General features: G+C 70.2%; 17 protein-coding genes, 1 pseudogene and 1 riboswitch. Of the genes and pseudogenes, 8 read left to right on the top strand and 10 right to left on the bottom strand.

The features are described 5' to 3' along the window. Position 1: 1 nt before the first annotated feature. Positions 2-982, top strand: a complete 981-nt coding sequence (locus EDD27_RS12710; protein ID WP_127932612.1) for a glycosyltransferase family 2 protein — start codon at positions 2-4, stop codon at positions 980-982. Further along, positions 982-2217: a polysialyltransferase family glycosyltransferase gene (locus EDD27_RS12705; RefSeq protein WP_127932611.1), complete on the top strand. Its 1236-nt coding sequence runs from the start codon at positions 982-984 to the stop codon at positions 2215-2217. Before EDD27_RS12710 ends, EDD27_RS12705 begins: the two co-directional genes overlap by 1 nt. A gap of 267 nt (positions 2218-2484) precedes the next feature. Here the strand turns inward: EDD27_RS12705 and EDD27_RS12700 are convergent, their stop codons facing one another. From EDD27_RS12700 to EDD27_RS12690, 3 genes are all read right to left on the bottom strand, one after another. Beyond that, entirely contained in the window at positions 2485-3645 is a 1161-nt protein-coding gene (locus EDD27_RS12700) for a DUF6716 putative glycosyltransferase (RefSeq protein ID WP_241564797.1), read from the bottom strand. 2 nt (positions 3646-3647) lie between these two features. Continuing rightward, positions 3648-4592 (bottom strand): hypothetical protein, encoded by a 945-nt coding sequence (locus EDD27_RS12695; RefSeq protein ID WP_127932609.1) that lies wholly within the window; start codon positions 4590-4592, stop codon positions 3648-3650. Between the two features lie 99 nt (positions 4593-4691). Next, a complete protein-coding gene (locus EDD27_RS12690) occupies positions 4692-5426 on the bottom strand; it encodes a hypothetical protein (protein WP_127932608.1) in 735 nt (244 codons plus the stop codon). A gap of 135 nt (positions 5427-5561) precedes the next feature. Here EDD27_RS12690 and EDD27_RS12685 point away from each other — a divergent pair, with 135 nt between their 5' ends. The 3 genes from EDD27_RS12685 (at position 5562) to EDD27_RS12675 (ending at position 8316) form a co-directional block, all read left to right on the top strand. Then, entirely contained in the window at positions 5562-6383 is an 822-nt protein-coding gene (locus tag EDD27_RS12685; RefSeq protein ID WP_127932607.1) for an aldo/keto reductase, read from the top strand. A gap of 20 nt (positions 6384-6403) precedes the next feature. Continuing rightward, positions 6404-7357 (top strand): Gfo/Idh/MocA family protein, encoded by a 954-nt coding sequence (locus EDD27_RS12680; protein WP_164903592.1) that lies wholly within the window; start codon positions 6404-6406, stop codon positions 7355-7357. 117 nt (positions 7358-7474) lie between these two features. Next, positions 7475-7610, top strand: a riboswitch (cyclic di-AMP (ydaO/yuaA leader). Positions 7611-7623: 13 nt separating this feature from the next. Then, positions 7624-8316: a C40 family peptidase gene (locus EDD27_RS12675; RefSeq protein ID WP_127932606.1), complete on the top strand. Its 693-nt coding sequence runs from the start codon at positions 7624-7626 to the stop codon at positions 8314-8316. 233 nt (positions 8317-8549) lie between these two features. Here the strand turns inward: EDD27_RS12675 and EDD27_RS12670 are convergent, their stop codons facing one another. Next, complete coding sequence (locus EDD27_RS12670) at positions 8550-9368, bottom strand: alpha/beta fold hydrolase (RefSeq protein WP_127932605.1); 819 nt, start codon at positions 9366-9368, stop codon at positions 8550-8552. A gap of 57 nt (positions 9369-9425) precedes the next feature. On the opposite strand from EDD27_RS12670, the gene EDD27_RS12665 reads away from it, so the two are divergent. Beyond that, the gene (locus EDD27_RS12665; protein ID WP_127932604.1) at positions 9426-10289 is read left to right on the top strand and encodes a LysR family transcriptional regulator; all 864 of its coding nucleotides are present in this window, start codon (positions 9426-9428) and stop codon (positions 10287-10289) included. Between the two features lie 62 nt (positions 10290-10351). Here EDD27_RS12665 and EDD27_RS12660 read toward each other — a convergent pair whose 3' ends face one another. Together EDD27_RS12660 and EDD27_RS12655 are read right to left on the bottom strand one after the other, a co-directional pair. After that, on the bottom strand, positions 10352-10558 hold the full coding sequence (locus EDD27_RS12660) for a hypothetical protein (protein ID WP_127932603.1): 207 nt from the start codon (positions 10556-10558) through the stop codon (positions 10352-10354). Positions 10559-10679: 121 nt separating this feature from the next. Next, on the bottom strand, positions 10680-11450 hold the full coding sequence (locus EDD27_RS12655) for an aminoglycoside phosphotransferase family protein (protein WP_206641376.1): 771 nt from the start codon (positions 11448-11450) through the stop codon (positions 10680-10682). A gap of 144 nt (positions 11451-11594) precedes the next feature. On the opposite strand from EDD27_RS12655, the gene EDD27_RS12650 reads away from it, so the two are divergent. Both EDD27_RS12650 and EDD27_RS12645 read left to right on the top strand, forming a co-directional pair. Next, positions 11595-12035, top strand: a complete 441-nt coding sequence (locus EDD27_RS12650) for a YciI family protein (protein WP_127932602.1) — start codon at positions 11595-11597, stop codon at positions 12033-12035. Between the two features lie 89 nt (positions 12036-12124). Next, positions 12125-13375 (top strand): RNA polymerase sigma factor, encoded by a 1251-nt coding sequence (locus EDD27_RS12645; RefSeq protein ID WP_127932601.1) that lies wholly within the window; start codon positions 12125-12127, stop codon positions 13373-13375. A gap of 54 nt (positions 13376-13429) precedes the next feature. Here EDD27_RS12645 and EDD27_RS54120 read toward each other — a convergent pair whose 3' ends face one another. From EDD27_RS54120 to EDD27_RS12630, 4 genes and pseudogenes are all read right to left on the bottom strand, one after another. Next, complete coding sequence (locus EDD27_RS54120; RefSeq protein ID WP_164903591.1) at positions 13430-13597, bottom strand: hypothetical protein; 168 nt, start codon at positions 13595-13597, stop codon at positions 13430-13432. A 43-nt stretch (positions 13598-13640) separates the two neighbouring features. Continuing rightward, the gene (locus EDD27_RS12640; protein WP_164903590.1) at positions 13641-14234 is read right to left on the bottom strand and encodes a TIGR03086 family metal-binding protein; all 594 of its coding nucleotides are present in this window, start codon (positions 14232-14234) and stop codon (positions 13641-13643) included. 648 nt (positions 14235-14882) lie between these two features. Further along, positions 14883-15733 (bottom strand): annotated as a pseudogene (locus EDD27_RS12635) (transposase). 401 nt (positions 15734-16134) lie between these two features. Continuing rightward, positions 16135-17721: an MFS transporter gene (locus tag EDD27_RS12630; protein WP_421915145.1), complete on the bottom strand. Its 1587-nt coding sequence runs from the start codon at positions 17719-17721 to the stop codon at positions 16135-16137. Positions 17722-17728: the final 7 nt, after the last annotated feature.

Raw genomic sequence — 17728 nt, 5'->3', positions numbered from 1 at the left:
CTTGATCACGCTCTCGGTCGTCGTGCCGATTCGAGACGGCGAGCGTTTCATCGCCGACGCGCTCACCTCGCTCTGCCGTAACGCCCGGCACGACTTCGAGTTCATCGTCGTCAACGACGGGTCCGTGGACGCCACCGGGGACATCATCGACGACTTCCGCGCCGATCTCCCCGGCCTGACCGTGCTGCGCAATCCCGCGCCGGTGGGGCTGGCCGACGCCCGCAACACGGGCCTGTCGGCCGCCTCCGGCCGGTACGTGACGTTCATGGACGGCGACGACTGGCTCGCCCCCGGCTACCTGGCACAGCTCGTCGACGCCATCGACGGGCTCGGCTGCGACTTCGTACGCGGCGACCATGTGCAGGTCGAGGGCCGAAAGCGGGTCGTGCACCGCGCCCCCCTGGCGCGAAGGGGCGCGGTGCTCAACCCCCGCGACGCCATCCTCCCGGCGAACGTGCGGACCATGGTCGACTACCCGTACGCCTGGGCCGGGATCTACCGGCGCTCGCTTGGAGACCTGCTGCACTTCCCCGGCTCGCTGCACACCGCCGAGGACCGGCCGTGGATCTGGCGGCTGCACCGGGAAGCCGCCACGTTCGCCGGGGTGTCGCTGGCCGGGGTGTTCTACCGGCGCATGGTGTCGGGGTCGCTGACGCAGGTCGGCGACGAGCGCCAGCTGCATTTCTTCGACGCCTTCGAGCTGGTGTTCAAGGATCTCGAGCCGGAGTTCATGCCCAAGGCGGTACGGAACTTCTGCGCACTGCTGGCCCACCATCTGGAGATCGGCGACCGGTTCACGCCCGCGCTGCGCGCCCGCTTCGAGGATCGCGGCGCGCAGATGGTGCGTTCGCTGCCGCCGGAGATCGTGTCGGAGGCGGTGTCGCGGATGTCCGTCGAGCGCGAGGCCACACTGCGTGGCCTGGTGCCTGACCTGCCCCCCAGCCCGCACGTCCGGGTCCGCCGAGACCGGGAGGACACATAGTGAAGGTCTTCTACGCATCGACGTTGTTCGGGGCGATGTCGCTGGCCGCCGCCATCGACGACGGCCGCTTCGGCGACGGGAGGCGGGTCCTGGTCGTGTCCAACAACGCGGCCATCCCCGAGGTGGCGACCCCGCTGGACAAGACGCCCGGCTTCGCGGTGCTGCGCTCGCGCTTCGACGAGGTGCACTCGTGGAACGAGCTGATCGCGCCGCTGCACCCGTCGGACTGGAAGGCACGCGTCATCGAGGTGCCGATGATGGAGCGCCTCATCCGCTCCCACTGGGGGCTGGACGGAGTCGAGGAGCTCGTCCTCGAGTCGATCGCGGTGGCGCCCGCGCGCACGATCGCCGGGCTGGTGCGCGACTGCCCGATCACCGTCTACTCCGACGGGCTGATGAGCTACGGCCCGACCCGGGACCCGCTGCCCGCCGAGATCTTCCGCCGCATCGAACGGCTCATCCACCTGGACCTGGTGCCGGGCCTGACGCCACTGCTGCTCAGCGAGTACGGCGTCGCACCCGAGATCCTGCCCGGCGAACGCTTCCTGGCGATCGTGTCCGAGGTGGCCGCCACCGCCCCCGACATGCTCGCCGGGCAGGCCGTCATCCTCGGCCAGTACCTGTCGGCCCTGGAGATCGTCACGCCGGAGGAGGAGGCGGCGCTGCACGAGACGATGCTCAAGGCGCTGGCCGCCCGAGGCTTCACCAACATCGTGTTCAAGCCGCACCCGGCCGCCGGGCGCCGGCACGCCCAGCTGATGCGGGCCGCGGCCGAGCCCCTCGGGGTGCGGCTGTCGGTGCCCGGGGAGAGCGTGCCGGCCGAGGTGTGCTTCGCCGCGCTGCGGCCCGAGCTGGTCGTCGGCTGCTTCTCCACCGGTCTGGTGACCGCGCAGCGGTACTTCGGGCTACCGGTGGCCTCGTACGGCACGGATCTCGTGCTGGACCGGCTGGCGCCGTACGAGAACAGCAACCGGATCCCCGTCACCATCGTGGACGCGCTGCTGCCCCGGCTGTCGGCCGAAGGGCACATCGAGCAGCCGCCGGCCGTGGACCTGCCGGCGCTGGTGCGCTCGGTCGGCTACTGCATGCAGGCCGAAACCTACCCCGACCTGCGACCGGCCGGCATCGCGTTCGACGCCCGCTACTTCAAGCGCAAGCGCCTGGAGACGCTGGGCTTCGTGGCCAAGCCCGGCACCCTGACCCGGCTCCGCCGGAAAATCCGCTCCGCGATCTGACCGCCCGCCTCCCGGCCCCCGGCTCTCCGCCGGGGGCCTGCTTCATGAGGAGCTCCTCTTCCGGAGGCAGGGGCCACCCGCCGAACCCCACCGATGAGCCCCGAGTCGACCAGCCGCAACCCGGGGGTGTGACCTGCGCCAAGGCAGAGCGCGCCGCCACGGGGCCAAGGTCAGGTGAGGAGGCCAGGGTCAGGTGAGGGGGCCAGGGTCAGATGAGGGGCGAGGGTTGTCGAGGGGCCAGGGTCAGATGAGGGGCCAGGGTCAGGGTCAGGTGAGGGCGCGCAGGTAGCGGCGCATGCGGCGCTTCGCCTTGTAGCCGGCCCGCAACATCGTGGGCGGCACCTCCACCCGCAGCCTGGCCCGCCGCCGCGCCGCCGCGAACTCGGGCCCGTCGAGCAGCGACTTGGCCGGCACCCGCGGCCGGGCGATCACGAGCCCGGTCAGCAGCCCCGCCCAGTCGTTGCGCTCCACCGGATGGAAGTAGTTCGCCGCACACCACACGGCCGAGGCGTTGCGGAAGTCGCCCGCCGCCAGCTCGTCCAGAGTGCCCAGCAGATCGCTGCCCTCGAACACCAGGTTGATCATCTCGGCGCTCACGCCGAAGTCGCGCAGCACCAGTGACGGCACGTCCAGCGCGATGGCCTCGAGCGCCGCCGTCGAGCTGACCGTGACGAATCCCGCCGCCCGCATCAGCTGATCGTGCATCGACCCGGCCTCGAACACCAGCCGCCCCGGCTCCCCCATCTCCCGCCACAACCGCTGGTAGTGGTGGCGCTCGTTGTGCGTCTGCCGCTCGTCCTCCAGCGCCCGCAGCTTGACCACCACGTCCAGATCCGGCCGGCGGCCGGCCAGCTCGGCCAGCGCCAGCAGGATCCGCTCACGCTCCTCACGCTCGCGCGGCACCTTGGCCTGAGTGGCGAACACCACCCGGTTGCCGCCTTGGGCGGCCACCTTGGACCGCAGGAACGGCAGCCGGGCCAGGCCCACCGCCCCTCCCCCGCCCAACCGGCGGGAGATCTCGCCGAACTCGGCCACTTCCCGCTCGCTGTGCACCACGAACAGGTCGCAGCCGCTGCGGAACTGCCACGCCTTCTCGGTCGCGGGCACCGAGATGCCCGGCAGCCCGCTCACGAACACCGGCCGAGGCCGCAGGTCGGCGAGCACCTCGGCCACCAGCACGTCCACGACCGGACCCGTGCAGGCCACGAGGATCACATCGGGCCTGCTGCGCTCGGCCACCCGGCGTACCGACCGGGCCGACATCACCGGCGGCGCCTCCCGCTCGCCCACGGCGGCCGCGATCTGCTCCGGCGAGGGCGCGATCGGCGTACGCACCACCACCAGGTCCGTCACGCAGCCTTCGGGCAGATCGGCGAGCAGGCAGGCCGCCCACTTCAGATACGAGTCGGAGTCGGCGACCGCCAACACTTTCAACCGGACACTCCAGTCAGATGCGAGCGAAGGGCGGGAGCCGCCCTGCTGGTCCACCAGTCATCGGGAACGTCCACGGGCTCGACGGCGACACCGCGCGGGCTGAGCAGCACCCGCAGCGAGGTGATCGCGGTCGAGGGGAGACTGAGCACGCGCTGGCCGGGATCCAGGCCGCGCAGGGTCAGCTCGGCGGGGGCGCCGGCGTCGTGGACGGTGATGCCGGGGCGTTCCCGGATCAGCGCCACGTCCACGGGATCCTCACGGCGGTGCGGGTAGTAGGCCACCGGCTCCTGCGAGGCCAGGTCCGTCAGCCAGCGCAGGTAGTGGTCGCGGTGGACCAGGCCGTTCCTGACGAGCGAGGTGCCGAGGACGACGGTGCGCTCGGCCGGGCCCTCGGCGCTGGGGGGCTGGGCGCGCAGCCAGGCGAAGTCGTGGCGGACCAGGTCGACGCCGGCGCGGCGGACGGCGTCCTCCAGCTTCTTGTCGACGTCCAGCGCCGTGAAGACGGAGACCTTGCTCAGGCGCAGCCGCAGCGCGGCCGCCAGGCCGAGCGCGGCGCGCAGCGCGGTCGGATGCGCGCGGGCCCGCAGCAGCGGCCGGTACGGTCCCGCGGCCAGCAGCTCCAGCAGCCGGATCGTGGCCAGCCCGTCGTCGACGATGACGATGCGGCCCGGGTTGGAGGTCAGCCAGCGCAGCTGCACCTTGCCGGAGAAGGCGTCGCCCACCGCCTGCACCCGCCGCGGCATGCGCTCACGCGGCTCGGCCAGCTCCAGGCCTTCGGGCAGCCCGAGCCTGCGCAACTCCTTGCGTGTGGCCTTCAGCGGCCGCAGGCCCGCTCGAGGCACGACGGCCGTCTCGGGCCCGAGGAGGCCGGCGTGGTGGGCCTCGACGGCGCACAGCATCTGGAGCGGGGACTCCACCCAGGCCGACGCCTGTTCGACCACTCGTTGCCCTCCCAGCCGGGTGATGGCCCGTTCATGACCGCTCTAAGTTAGCCCGGCCGCCTTAATCGGCCTGGAACGCAACGTGAACAATGGAGGCTGTCAACTACCAACGGCTGTAGCCGGTGGGTTGCTCTCACGGTTCCGTCTGGCTGAAGGGAGGCCGGTAGCGTGCGGCTGGTTGACAACAGCCCAGCCTGCAACGCCGCGTGCAGCGACGTTGCGGGCCGCGATGTGGCCGGCGTGCCCAGCGAGGCCACACCAGGTGCAGGCGAACCGGCCCCGGGCACGCATGTGCCCGTTGCCATGGATCGGGCCGGGCAGCGCGGGGCCGGGCAGCACCGCGCCGTCATTGGTGACCGCCAGGTCGGCCACCCCTTGGTCCACCCCGAGGAAGCCATTGACCGGCTCGCGCACCGCAGGTTTGGGCAGGGTGACGGCGACCTGCAGCGGCCACACCCGGCGCCGGCAGACCAGGTCGGCCTCGCCGAGCGGCAGCGTGTCGACGGCCTTGAGATCCTCCGGCCGTCCGGAGCACGGCACGGTGACGCGGCCGGTGGGGGTCCACAGCGACACGGTGCGGGCATCGCGGTTCCGGCTCATCAGCCGCGCATCGTAGGAGACCGCGCCGTACGGGCGAAACACATGAGCCCGCGTCTTGGCGGCACGCCGGTTGGCATACGCGCCGGCCACCCGGGCGATCGCCCGCGCGGCCGCCTGATTGCCCGCCTGCACCGCCGCTGCCAGCGCGTCGGCCTGGGACTGGGTAGGCATCAGCCGGAGCTGCACGACCGAGGGCAGTCCGTGCCGCTTGGTGGTGGAGCGGCGGACCGCCATCGCACACCGCCTGTCACAACGCGCTCACCCGCCGCACGTGTTACTTACAGTTACCGATGTATTCCATACTGTTTTCGAAAGGAGGGTGGCGCTTCCTTCCGGCCATGAAAACCGGGTCTCCGCGCCACAATTCAGATGAACTCGCTCATGCTCAACACCGACGGCGTGCAGATCCCGCAGCTCGGATTCGGCGTCTGGCAGATCCCGAACGACGAGGCCGAGCAGGCCGTGGCGACCGCTCTGGAAACCGGTTACCGGCACGTCGACACCGCCTCCGCGTACGGCAACGAGGAGGGCGTGGGGCGGGCCGTGCGCAGCGCCAAGCGGCCGCGCCAGAAGCTGTTCGTCACCACCAAGTTGTGGAACTCCGACCACAGCCGCGCCGAGCAGGCCTTCGACGAGAGCCTGGCCAGGCTGGGTCTCGACTACGTCGATCTTTTCCTCATCCACTGGCCGGTCCCGCAGCAGGACAAGTACGTCCAGGCGTGGAGGGCGCTCGAAAAGATCTACCGTGACGGGCGGGCCAAGGCCATCGGCACCTCCAACTTCACCGTCAAGACCCTCACCCGGCTGATGGACGAGACCGACATCACGCCGTCCATCAACCAGATCGAGCTCCACCCGTACCTGCAGCAGCGCGAGATGCGGGCCTTCCACGAGGCCAACGGCATCCTGACCGAGGCGTGGAGCCCGCTCGGCCGGGGTCAGGGGCTGCTCGACGACCCGGCGCTGAGCGTGTTGTCGGGCAAGTACGGCAAGACGCCCGCCCAGATCGTGCTCCGCTGGCACCTGCAGCTCGGCAACGTCGTCATCCCCAAGTCCGCGAACCCCTCGCGGATCCGCGAGAACTTCAACGTGTTCGACTTCATCCTCGACGCCGAGGACATGGCCGCGATCGGCGCCATGAACAGGAACAAGCGCATCGGACCCGACCCCGACACCTTTAACATGACCTGACAGGTCTACGATCTCCGTTTGTGCGGGACTTTGCGTGGGGAATAGCGGCGACAGGCGGCATCGCGCGGACGGTGGGAGCGGCCATCGCCGCCGAGCCCGGCATGCGGGTGGCCGCCGTCGGCTCCAGAAACCTGGGCCGCGCGCAGGCCCTGGCCGCGACGCTGGGCGCGGAGTCGGCCTACGACTCCTATGAGCGGCTGTGCGCGGATCCGGCCGTGGACGCGATCTACGTGGCCACTCCGCACGCCCAGCACCTGCAGGTCGCCGAGGCCGCCATCGCCGCGGGCAAGGCCGTGCTGTGCGAGAAGCCGCTGGCCGCCACCGTGGACGACGCCGAGAAGATGGTGCGCCTGGCGCGGGATGCCGGTGTGTTCCTCATGGAGGCGATGTGGATGAGGTTCAACCCCCTCATCCAGAAGATCGCCTCCGATGAGCGGTTCGGCGAGATCCGCTCGGTGCAGGCCTCTTTCGGCTTCACCCTGCCCTACGACCCCGCGCACCGCCTGTGGGCGCCCGAGCTGGGCGGCGGCGCGCTGCTCGACCTGGGGATCTACCCGTTCGGGCTGGCCCAGCTGCTCCTCGGCATGCCGACCGACCTGCGTGTCACCGGCTCTCTGGCCCCGAACGGGGTGGACGCGGAGGCTGCCGGTGTTTTGCTCTATCCCGGCGGCAGGCACGCTCTCGTGGCGACCTCGTTGCTCGGGAATTACCCGAACGATGCCCGCGTTGTGGGTACTCAGATGCGCGCCGACATCCAGGCCCCGTTCTGGGCGCCGCAGCGGATCCTCCTCACCGGGCCCTCCGTGGAGCCGGAAGAGCACGTGCTCGATCCGGCCGACAACGGGTACGCCGGGGAGCTCCGCGAAGTCCGCGCTGCCACGGCCGAAGGCAGGACCGAGAGTTCGATCATGCCGCTTGACGAATCCCTTGCCATGATGGGGCTTCTGGCCGACGCCCGCGGGCAACTTGCCTAACTGGGCTTTTATCTAGTTGTAATCCTCTTGCCGCATGTATTACCTTATGGGGCATCTTGAGGCATGCGTCCGGTTTGTCCGGTCGTGTCCGACCATCGCACGAAACATCACAGGACAGTCCTGTGACCGCTGAATCCGCCTTGCGCGGAACCGGGGACCCAGTCATTTGGGGCGAATCGGCACTTCGGTGCCGTAGGGCAGCTTCCACGCCCGAGCCCGTCAGCTAACCCGGTAAGCGGCATGGAAGCAAGGAGTAAACCCCCTCGATGGCCAAGTTCCGCATCCCCGCTGCTGCCAACAAGATCAACATCGCCCGCGCCGCCCTCGGCGCCACCATCCTGGCCTCAGCAGTCACCGCCCACGTCACCGGCACCGCCGTCGCCGCGACGGACAAGCAGCCGGTCGCCACCGCCGAGCAGGCCGGCGCCAGGACCGACGAGTCGAAGACCAACGAGAACAAGATCAACGTCACCGCCGATCAGGTCCTGGCCCTGGCTAGGTCCCAGGTCGGCACCAGCGAGAACGCCGCCGGCGGCGGCACCCCGTACCAGCAGTGGTACGCCAACTCCCAGCGCGCCGCCGAGACCATCGCCCGCGACGGCGGCAACCGCGCCGCGTACCTGAACGCTCCCTGGTGCGCGATGTTCATCTCCTGGGTCGGCGAGCAGACCGGCGCCCGCCCGCAGCTCGGCTGGGACGCCTGGACCGTCGCCCACGCCAAATGGTTCAAGGCCAACAACCGCTTCGGCACCGACGTCAAGCCCGGCGCCGTCGTGTTCTTCTCCTGGAGCGGGAGCAAGGACATCCGCGACATCAACCACGTCGGGTTCGTCGTGAAGGACAACCAGGACGGCACCATCTCGACGATCGAGGGCAACACCGGCAACGGCAAGGTCGAAGAGCGGACCCGGCCGAAGTCCCAGGTCGTCGGCTACGGCTACCCCGAGTACGCCGCCTGACCCTCCTCATCACATCCGAACGAGCGCGCGTCCCCACCCGGGACGCGCGCTCGCCGCGTTCCGGTCGACCCGGCCCGGAGCCCTATGCCCTGCCCTTCCACCCGGCCGAAGTCGGCAAGGCGACCCCGGCCGAACGACCGGGAGCAGATGGGGAACCCCGGATCTTCCGCTACCAGCCCGACGGCTCGATCAAGGAGATCGAGTGGGACGAGCTGAGCTGACCCCGTCCAGGGTCACTCCGCGAAGAACCGCGCCAGGGCGGCTGCGACCGCGCCCGGGTCGTTCTCCATCGGGATGTGACCGGCGCGCCGGATGCGGACCAGGGAGGTGTTCGGCATCTCGGCGGCGAAACGCTCGGCGTACCTGACCTCCTGGAAGGTGTCGTCCTCGCCCCACACCAGCAGCTTCGGCGTCCCGTCGGCCTGCAGCGCGGGCACCAGGTCCAGCGTGTAGCGGCTGTCGGCGGCCCCGGCCAGCGCCATCCATGACCGTCGCACCCGGGCGTCGTTCCACGGGTCCAGGTAGTCGGCCAGCTCGGCCTCCGTCGCCGGACGGGCCAGCGCGGTGGTGACGGCCGTGCGGCGGGCGGCCAGCAGCTCCTCCGCGGTCACCGCCGCCACCACGGCCGGGTCGCGGAAGCGGGCCACGCCCGGCACCGGCCACGAGTCGTACGTGACCGAGTTGACCAGCGCCAGCCGCCCCACCTTCACCTCGCCCGCGGCCAGCAGATGCTGCGCCACCGCGCCCCCGATGTCGTGCCCCGCCACGGCCAGCGGTTCGCCGGCGCCCACCGCCGCCGCGAACCGCGCCACCCACCGGGCCAGCGCCGGAACCGCCGCCGTCGCCATCGTGAGCTCCCCCTCGGAGCGCCCCAACCCCGGCAGGTCCACCGCGACGGGACGCAGCCCCGCCGCCGCGAGCTCGTCCAGCACCGGCTGCCAGACCCGGCTCCAGTACGTCCCGTGCAGCAGCAACACCACCGGACCCCGTTCGCCCGCCGTCAGATAGCTGGCCCGCCGCCCGTCGATCTCGATCGTCATTCGCTCAGACATGGCATAACCATCGGGTTCTAACGACCCGGGGTCAAATACCCATTAAGCTATACCGCTATGACATTGGCGCAGCTCCGCGCGTTGATCGCGGTGGCCGAGCACGGCGGCTTCACCGCCGCCGCCGACATGACCGGCATGTCCCAGCCCGCCGTCAGCCGCGCCATCGCCGCGCTGGAACGCGAGCTCGGCGCGGCCCTCTTCGTACGCCACCGCGACGGCATCGCCCTCACCGAGGCCGGCCGCCGCGCGGTCCACCGGGCCCGCGAGGCGCTGCGCCACTTCGACCTCATCCGCGCCGACGTGGCGGCCGCCGCCGGGGAGATCACCGGCGAGCTGCGCCTGGCCAGCCTCCCCAGCGCCACGGGGACGCTCATCGCCCGCCTGCTGCGCACGTTCACCGACCGCTACCCGCAGGTGCGCGTACGGCTGTTCGAGGGGGTCGACGACGACATCCGGGCCTGGCTGCACCGGGGCGCCGCCGAGGTCGGCGTCGTCACCCTGCCCGCCCCCGGCCTGGACACCGTCCCTCTCAGCACCCACGACATGGTGGCCGCGATGCCCGCCGGCCACCCGCTGGCCGATCAGGAGGTCGTCCACGTCGCCGACCTCACAGGCCGGCCGTTCATCCTGACCACCGCCGGCTGCCGCCCTCTCATCATGGCTGCGGCACGGGAGTCGGACGTACGGCTCGACATCGCCTTCGAGGCCAGCGGTCCGGCCGCCATCCTCGAGATGGTGGCCGCGGGGCTCGGGGTCAGCATCGTCCCCACGCTGGGCCTGCCCGCCGACCTCGGCGCGGTCGTCACCCGGCCGCTGGAGCCCAGAACGACCCGCTCGCTCGCCCTCGCCGTCCCGTCGCTGGCCGACTGCCCTCCAGCCGCCCGCGCGTTTCTCGACCAGCTGGCCGCCTTTACAACGTAGATTTCTCCGCGGTCATCCGGCTCAGGCTTCTTGTCACTGTGATGAGCCGAGCGCGATAGGCGTCAGTGAGTTCCCTTCCATGAGCAGAAGGCGCCGTCCAGATGCTCGAAAGTATGGGCGACGGGATCGCCTGACGGCTCCACGTTGTCGAAAATCCGGGCAGGATCGCTCTGCGGGCTCCAGACGTAGCCGCAGGGGTCCAGTCCCGCGACCAGCCCCCGCTGGAGGAAGATCACCCCGTGCTCACGGCTCACCTCCTCGAACGCCATCCCGCCGATGGTTCGAGGGCCGCGAGCACGAGGACCCCGAAGAACACCAACACGCCCGTACGCGAAACACCGACCGGCATCACTCCTCCAGATGATCGGTGCTGGTCGGCGATCTGTGCCGCTAGTCGAACAGGTGGCGGTTTGCTCGGCTCCAGGCCAGCCTTCGTCCCGCTTCGTCGAGGAAGCCGTCGGCGACCCAGTCGGCTTGGGGCTGGTGCCCGACATCGGCCAGCCGGCGAACCTGCCCGATGACGTCCCGTTGAACGCTGATGACCGCATCGATCAGACCCGCGGTCGAAGTCAGGCCGTAGGCGGCGGCAAACAGCTCCAGGCGATGACGCCGGTCGGGCGGCGTGGGGTAGCGCAGCCAGCGCAGGCATTCGGCATCGTCGCGAAATGGCGCAACGTACTCCAGCGCGTAGGCGATGTCGTGCAGCCGAGGTCTGGGCCGGGCGTAATCCCAGTCCAGGATCCCGACGGGGCGGGCACGACGCCAGACGATGTTCCACGGGCCGAAGTCCCCGTGGCAGATCACCTCGTCATCGCGTGGTTCTGCCTCGCCGCTGGACCATCTGACTCCCTCGGGCGGGCGAAAGCCGGCGACCGCGTCGTGATAGTCGCGTAGCAGGCGGGCAAAGGACGTCAGACCTGAATCCTCGACCACCTTGGCCCAGCTCTGGGAGCCGGATTCGCCGTCCAGGTAGGTGAGGATCTCACGACCCTCCTTATCGATCCCCAGCACCCGCGGCGAGTAGGGGAAACCCACCTCCTCCAGATGCCGGAGCAACGCATGGACGGCCGGCGTCCACGGCTGCGTGGGCCTGCGAACCGTGTCGCCGACGCGTATCACCCTGCGATGCGCAGAATCCTGCAAGATCTCCTCATCCGCCACGTGTTCAGAGGCTACAGCGGTTCCGAGGTGGCAGGTCGCGACCGAACTCGAGTACGTTCGGCTTCTCGCGAATGCGTGTCGATTCGCCCGGCCGCCGTTCGACGCGTTGCTGAGACGCGGCACGCGTGAAGGGAGACAACACCAATGAAATTCATGATTGTGGGCAAGGCGAACGCGGAGACCGAGGCCGGGGTGCTGCCCAGCCAGGAGCTCGTCGACAACATGCACGCCTACAACGAGTCGCTGGCCAAGGCCGGGGTGCTGCTGGCTGCCGAAGGGCTCTACCCGAGCTCCCAGGGCGCCCAGATCGCCTACAGCGGCGGCAAGGCCACGGTGATCGACGGGCCGTTCGCCGAGGCCAAGGAGCTCATCGCCGGGTTCTGGCTGATCCAGGTGAAGTCCAGGGAAGAGGCCATCGAGTGGGCCTTGCGCCTCCCGGTGCCGCCTGGCCACGAGGGGGTGGGGCTGGACGTGTGGCGGGTGTTCGACCCCTCGGACGTACCGGACGACTCGATGCCCGCCGAGGAGCGCGAGCGCGAGGAGGCCCTCCGCGAACGCCTCAGCGTCGACCAGCCAGACGACTGACGCACACCCAGGCGGGGGCCTGCGGCGGCTCGTCAACGAGAAATGACCCCAGGTTGCCAGGCGAGCCACCGCCCTGGTCTCATGGGCGCGTGACAGCTTCCGACACTCATCGCGCGATCGAGGCTGTATGGCGGATCGAGGCGGCCCGGCTCATCGCCGGCCTCGCCCGGATGGTGCGCGACGTCGGCCTCGCCGAGGAGCTGGCACAGGACGCGCTGGTCGCCGCCCTGCAGCAGTGGCCCGAGTCCGGGGTGCCGCGCAACCCCGGCGCCTGGCTGATGACGGTCTCCAAGCGCCGCGCCATCGACCTGATCCGCAGGAACGAACGCCTCGAGCGCAACCTGGTCGAGCTCGGGCACCGGCTGGAGCACGAGGAAGAGCTCCCCGAGGTCGACGAGATCGAGGACGACCTCCTGCGCCTGGTGTTCACCGCCTGCCATCCCGCCCTGTCGATGGAGGCACGGGTGGCGCTGACGCTGCGCGTCCTCGGTGGCCTGACCACCGAGGAGATCGCCCGCGCGTTCCTGGTCCCGGAGTCCACGGTGGCGCAGCGGATCGTCCGCGCCAAGCGCACCCTCGCCGACAAGCAGATCCCCTTCGAGGTCCCGCAGGGCGCCGAGCTGGCCGGCCGCCTGGCCGCCGTCCTGGAGGTCATCTACCTCGTCTTCAACGAGGGCTACTCGGCCACGGCCGGCGACGACTGGATGCGCCCGGCCCTGTGCGAGGACGCCCTGCGCCTGGGCCGGGTCCTCGCCGGTCTGATGCCCAAGGAACCCGAGGTTCACGGGCTCGTGGCGCTGATGGAGATCCACGCCTCGCGATCCGCCGCCCGGGTGGGCCCCTCCGGGGAGCCGGTCCTGCTGCTCGACCAGAACCGCGCCCGCTGGGACCAGCTCCTCATCCGCCGCGGCCTGGCCGCCCTGGAGCACGTGGAAGAGCTCGGCGGCGCCAGGGGGCCGTACGCGCTCCAGGCCGCCATCGCCGCCTGCCACGCCCGCGCGCTCAACCCCGAGGACACCGACTGGGTACGCATCGCCGGCCTCTACGAGGAGCTGGCCAAGCTCTCGCGCTCCCCCGTGGTCGAGCTCAACCGGGCGGTCGCCCTGTCCATGGCGTACGGCCCGGCGGTCGGGCTTGAGCTCCTGGACCAGATCATGGACGAGCCCTCACTGAAGGACTACCACCTGCTGCCGAGCGTCCGCGGCGATTTCCTGTACAAGCTGGGACGGCGGGAGGAGGCGCGGGCCGAGTTCGAGCGGGCGGCGAGCATGACCCGCAACGCCCGCGAGCGCGCCCTGCTGGAGGAACGCGCCGCCGCCTGCCGCGGCGACACTGGTTGATCGTTCCGGCGGCCCTGTCCTGTTCGTTGTTCGCGGTGCCGCGTCTCGAAGAGATCACCCCCGGCAATCTCTTTCCTCATCGCTCGTGAGGTTGACGCGGTCGCCGAACAGGCCGCTGGCGCGGGTCAGCAGGACGTCGCAGGCCGGGCATGCCCGGTGCTGGGCGATCAGGTCGCCGTCGGCGCCGTCCCCGTTCACTTGGCCGATGGGGATGGTGAGCACTGCCCGGTCCCGGGGTGCCGGCCCATCCCGGCGTTCGAGTGGGTCAGGGGCGGCGGCCGGTGAAGTACAGGAACGCGGTCTGCGGGTCGGCGTCCGCCGGGGGCACGGCCTGCGGCTCGAAGGCGCCGGTCGCCTGGAGGGCGGCGTAGTGGGGGCGCAGGCTCTCATGGGTGCTGATGACGGCCTCGCGGTCCAGGGTCTCGTCTCCGCCGACCGCACGGGCCAGGTCCCAGGTGTGGACGAGCAGTTCCAGGGCCCCCACGACGTCGGCCGCTCGCTCGACGGGGACGGGCCCGATGGGGCTGAACGGAAGGGGCGTGGCCGCCAGTGCCGGATCGGTGAGGATGGCGCGGAGTTCCGCCCGGACCTCGGCGTAGGCGGCGGCGAGGTGGGCGCCCGGCTCGACGTGCGGGGCGTCGGCCATGCCGGACACGCCGACGCCGTGAGAGGGCTGCGGCGGGGTGCCGCGCACGACCGAGACGATGCCGCGGTGCCCGTTGATGACGTGCGCCACGACGTCGCGGGCCGTCCATCCCTCGCAGGGACTGACGCGGTCCCATCGGTCCGCGGGAGTCGCCTGAACGCGGGCCAGGAAGCCCCCTGCGAGGCGGTCGAATCGATCGGCGATCGCGGACATGGATGATCCCATCTTCGAGGTCGGAATGAGGACGCACCCCACTATATGTAGGAAATTTCCTACACGTCACGTCGATCTTCGCCCGCGCCATGACCAGACCCCCGTCGGTACGGGGGTGACGTGGCCGGATCGCCGCGCCTACGGCAGGTCAGCGACCACATCCCCAGTCCGTACGTGCGCGGCCAGCTCGGATGCGGCGGGCACGGGGCGCGGCGAGAGCCCGGCCGCGGCGAAGGAAAACCGAACGTCGGCCCGGTTGTCCGGCGTCCTCGCGACTATGGGGGCCGATTTCCACCCTTGACCTGAGCATCCTGACAAAAGACTCTTTGCCGGATATCACCGTAAACAGGTTTTGCAACGGCAATTACCCAGATTTACTCGCGCGCGTTTTCACGATCAATCGCGTCCGGAGGCGACGCGGTCGCGCGGCGTCGGCTGGTGCCCTGCGCCAGGGGCATGGGGAGCCAGTGCTCGGACAGCCATCGGACACGTCTTCCGCGAAGACCGTTGGCGGACTGTCTCAAAAGCAGCTTCCACAACGTGAAAGAAACTTCAGCCCTATCGTCGGGGACGACGGGAGCCGCATAATTTCGCGTTCGTCAAGCATCTGATCGCGTTTGACGGAGCAGGAGGAGCAATGAGGTGATCTCAGGGAATTGCCGGTAGGTCGTTGTGCTCGAAATGGGTGAGGACAAGTCCTGCGCGGGCGATGTCGCCGATTCTGCTGGGGCTGACGGTGATGTGCTGGAGGGTCCGCCAGCGGCCTTTGAGCAGGGCGAATCCGCGTTCACCGAGACAGCGCAGGGCCCGTAGGAGCCGATTGTAGGTGCGGTTGTCCGGGCTGAGGATCTGATTGCCGGAGGGTTGTTTGATCGGCGTGTGGATGCCGATTCCGGCGCCGTCGTAGCCGCTGTCGGCGAGGGTGGGCAGGCCACGTGCGGCAGCGGCGTACAGCGCACCCAGGACGTTCGCACGGGCGGCTGTCAGATCATGGACGGAGCCGGGCTCGACCTCGCCGATCCACAACGGCAGGCCGTCTGGTGCCGAGAGGCTTGGAGGTTGCCGGCGTGCTGGTGGGCCTTGCCGGAGTACCACTTGCCGGAGTACCAGGCGTCGATGGACTCGCCCTTGACGCTGACGGTCTGCTCGGCGCAGCGATCGATCGGGATCAGAGTGCCGTCCAGGATCACATACGCCAGTCCCTCGGCTTGAGCGCGGTCCAGAGCTTCGGAAAGATCTGGGGCTTGATCTGCGAGAACCTCGATTGACTCGTGGATGTAGCGGTAGGCGGTGGGCCGGGAGACTCGGTGATCGCGGCCGAGCTTGGGGATGTCGTTCACGCCGCGGAACCAGCACAGCACCATGACCGCCTGCCGGAACGGGGTCAAGGCCCGGCTGCCCTTGGGCGTCCTACGCAGCCGGCGCTCTGCCCGCAGCAACCCCGCGACGTACTGAACCAGTGCACGAGAGACGTCAAGCGTGGGACGATGATCAATCACGTGGAGACTTCCGGCCGGTTGAGCGTCTTGTGGTGAGAGCTCTTCTACCGGGGGCTCCACGTCTGTTTCAGGCCTTCGGCAACTCCTCCCGAAAGGTCCGGAACGCCACCATAGGCGTCCAAGAAATCCCCATTCACTCAGTCGCTGGGCCACGGCGTCTACCGACTCCCTAGGCTGCGGCCGCGGGCCAGGTCGCGGTTCTGGCCCACATGTCGAAATGAGGGCCGGCGCCTAGGTCGCCGGTGCGGACCTGCCGGGTTTCGGCCACCCAGATGGAGCCATGGGCCAGTGGTGGAGCTGGAAAAGGGCCAGGTCGGCGAGGGTGGACAAGATGCCGGCGATGCCGTAGATGCCGCTGGGGAGGCGGGCTGGATTCGCCTTGCTCCCGGCCGCGGCCGGTCTCAGGCCTGGCCGAGAACCTCCGCCGTCTCGGCGGGTGCGGGTTCGGCGGCCGGTGGCTGTCGGCGGAGGGCCGCCAAGGCGAGCACGGCCAGGGCCAGGGTGGCGACTGCGCCGATCCCGGCGACGAGGTTGAGGCCTGCAGTGAACGCCTCCCGGGCGGGTGCGAGTACGGCTTCCGCCTGGGCGGGCGGGAGGTGTGCGACGGCGGTGACCGCGGCCTCGATCGAGTCGCGGGCGGCGGAGGTCGCCTCCGACGGGAGGCCGGCGGGAAGCGCGGTGGGCACGGCCTGACGGTAGACGGCGGCTCCGACGCTGCCCAGGACGGCCACACCCAGGGCCAGGCCGAGTTCGGTGCTCGTTTCGGACATGGCCGCAGCGGATCCGGCCTTCTCGGGCGGGGCGGAGCCGACAACGAGGTCGGTGCCCAGCGCCATGATCGGGCCCTGGCCGACGTAGACGACGACGATGCCGGCGATCAGGAGGGGGAGCCCGGCTGCCTGGCCGAGCAGGACCAGCAGGAGGAAGCCGGCCGCCGATACCGCCAGGGACCCGGCGACCACGACCCGCTCGGGCAGTCGCCGTACCAGGATGGGGGCAGCCAGGGAGGTGAGGATCATGGCAACCGACGAGGGCACCAGCCACAGGCCCGCCGCAAGCGGGGACAAGCCCTCGACTCCCTGGAGGAACCGCGTGACGAACAGGTAGGTGCCAGCGGTGGCGGCCAAGCCCAGGAGCAGGACGAGCAGGGCGCCGGCGAGGGCGCGATTCCGGAAGAGCGTCACGTCGAGCACCGGGTCGGCGAGCCCGCGCTGCCGCCGCCAGAACACCGCTCCGGCGGCCAGACCGGCCAGAACGATCCCGCCGCTCAGGACCGGGTCGCCCCCGTGGGACAGCAGCTTGACGCCGTACACGATCGTCAGCATGGCGACCAGGGAAAGCGCGACGCTGACCGGGTCGGGCCGCCCTGCGGTGGTGTCGCGGTACTCCGGGATCATTAGCGGCCCGCCCACCAGCAGCAGCGCCATCACCGGCACGGCGATCAGGAACGCCGCCCCCCATCCGAACGATTCCAGCAGCGCCCCGCCGACCACCGGCCCCAGGGCGACTCCGCCGGACATGCTCGCCGCCCAGATGCCGATGGCGGTCCCCCGCTGGCGTGCGTCCCGGAACATGTTGCTGATCAGCGCCAGCGTGGAGGGCATCAGCGTCGCCCCCGCAATCCCGAGCAGCGCCCGGGCGGCGATCAACGCCTCCGCGCTGGGGGCGTACGCAGCAGCCACCGATGCCATGCCAAACGCCCCCGCTCCCCACATCAGCAACCTGCGTCGCCCGATCCGGTCGCCCAGCGTCCCCATCGTCACGAGGAATCCGGCGATCATGAACCCGTAGACGTCGGTGATCCACAACATCTGCTCGCTGCTGGGCTGCAGATCCGCCACGAGATGTGGCACTGCGAGGTAGAGCACTGTGACGTCCATGGCCAACAGCAAGGTGGGCAGGGCCAGCATCGCGAGCCCGGCCCACTGGCGCGCCCCAGCGACATTCGGTCGCCGACTTGCGACTTCTCGTTGAGATGGTGATGTCATGCGGCCA

Origin of the sequence: Nonomuraea polychroma, from assembly GCF_004011505.1 — a bacterium.
In the GTDB taxonomy this organism is placed as follows: Bacteria; Actinomycetota; Actinomycetes; order Streptosporangiales; family Streptosporangiaceae; genus Nonomuraea; species Nonomuraea polychroma.
Note: the sequence above shows the minus strand (reverse complement) of the source record. Positions and strands in the feature narration are given on the sequence as shown.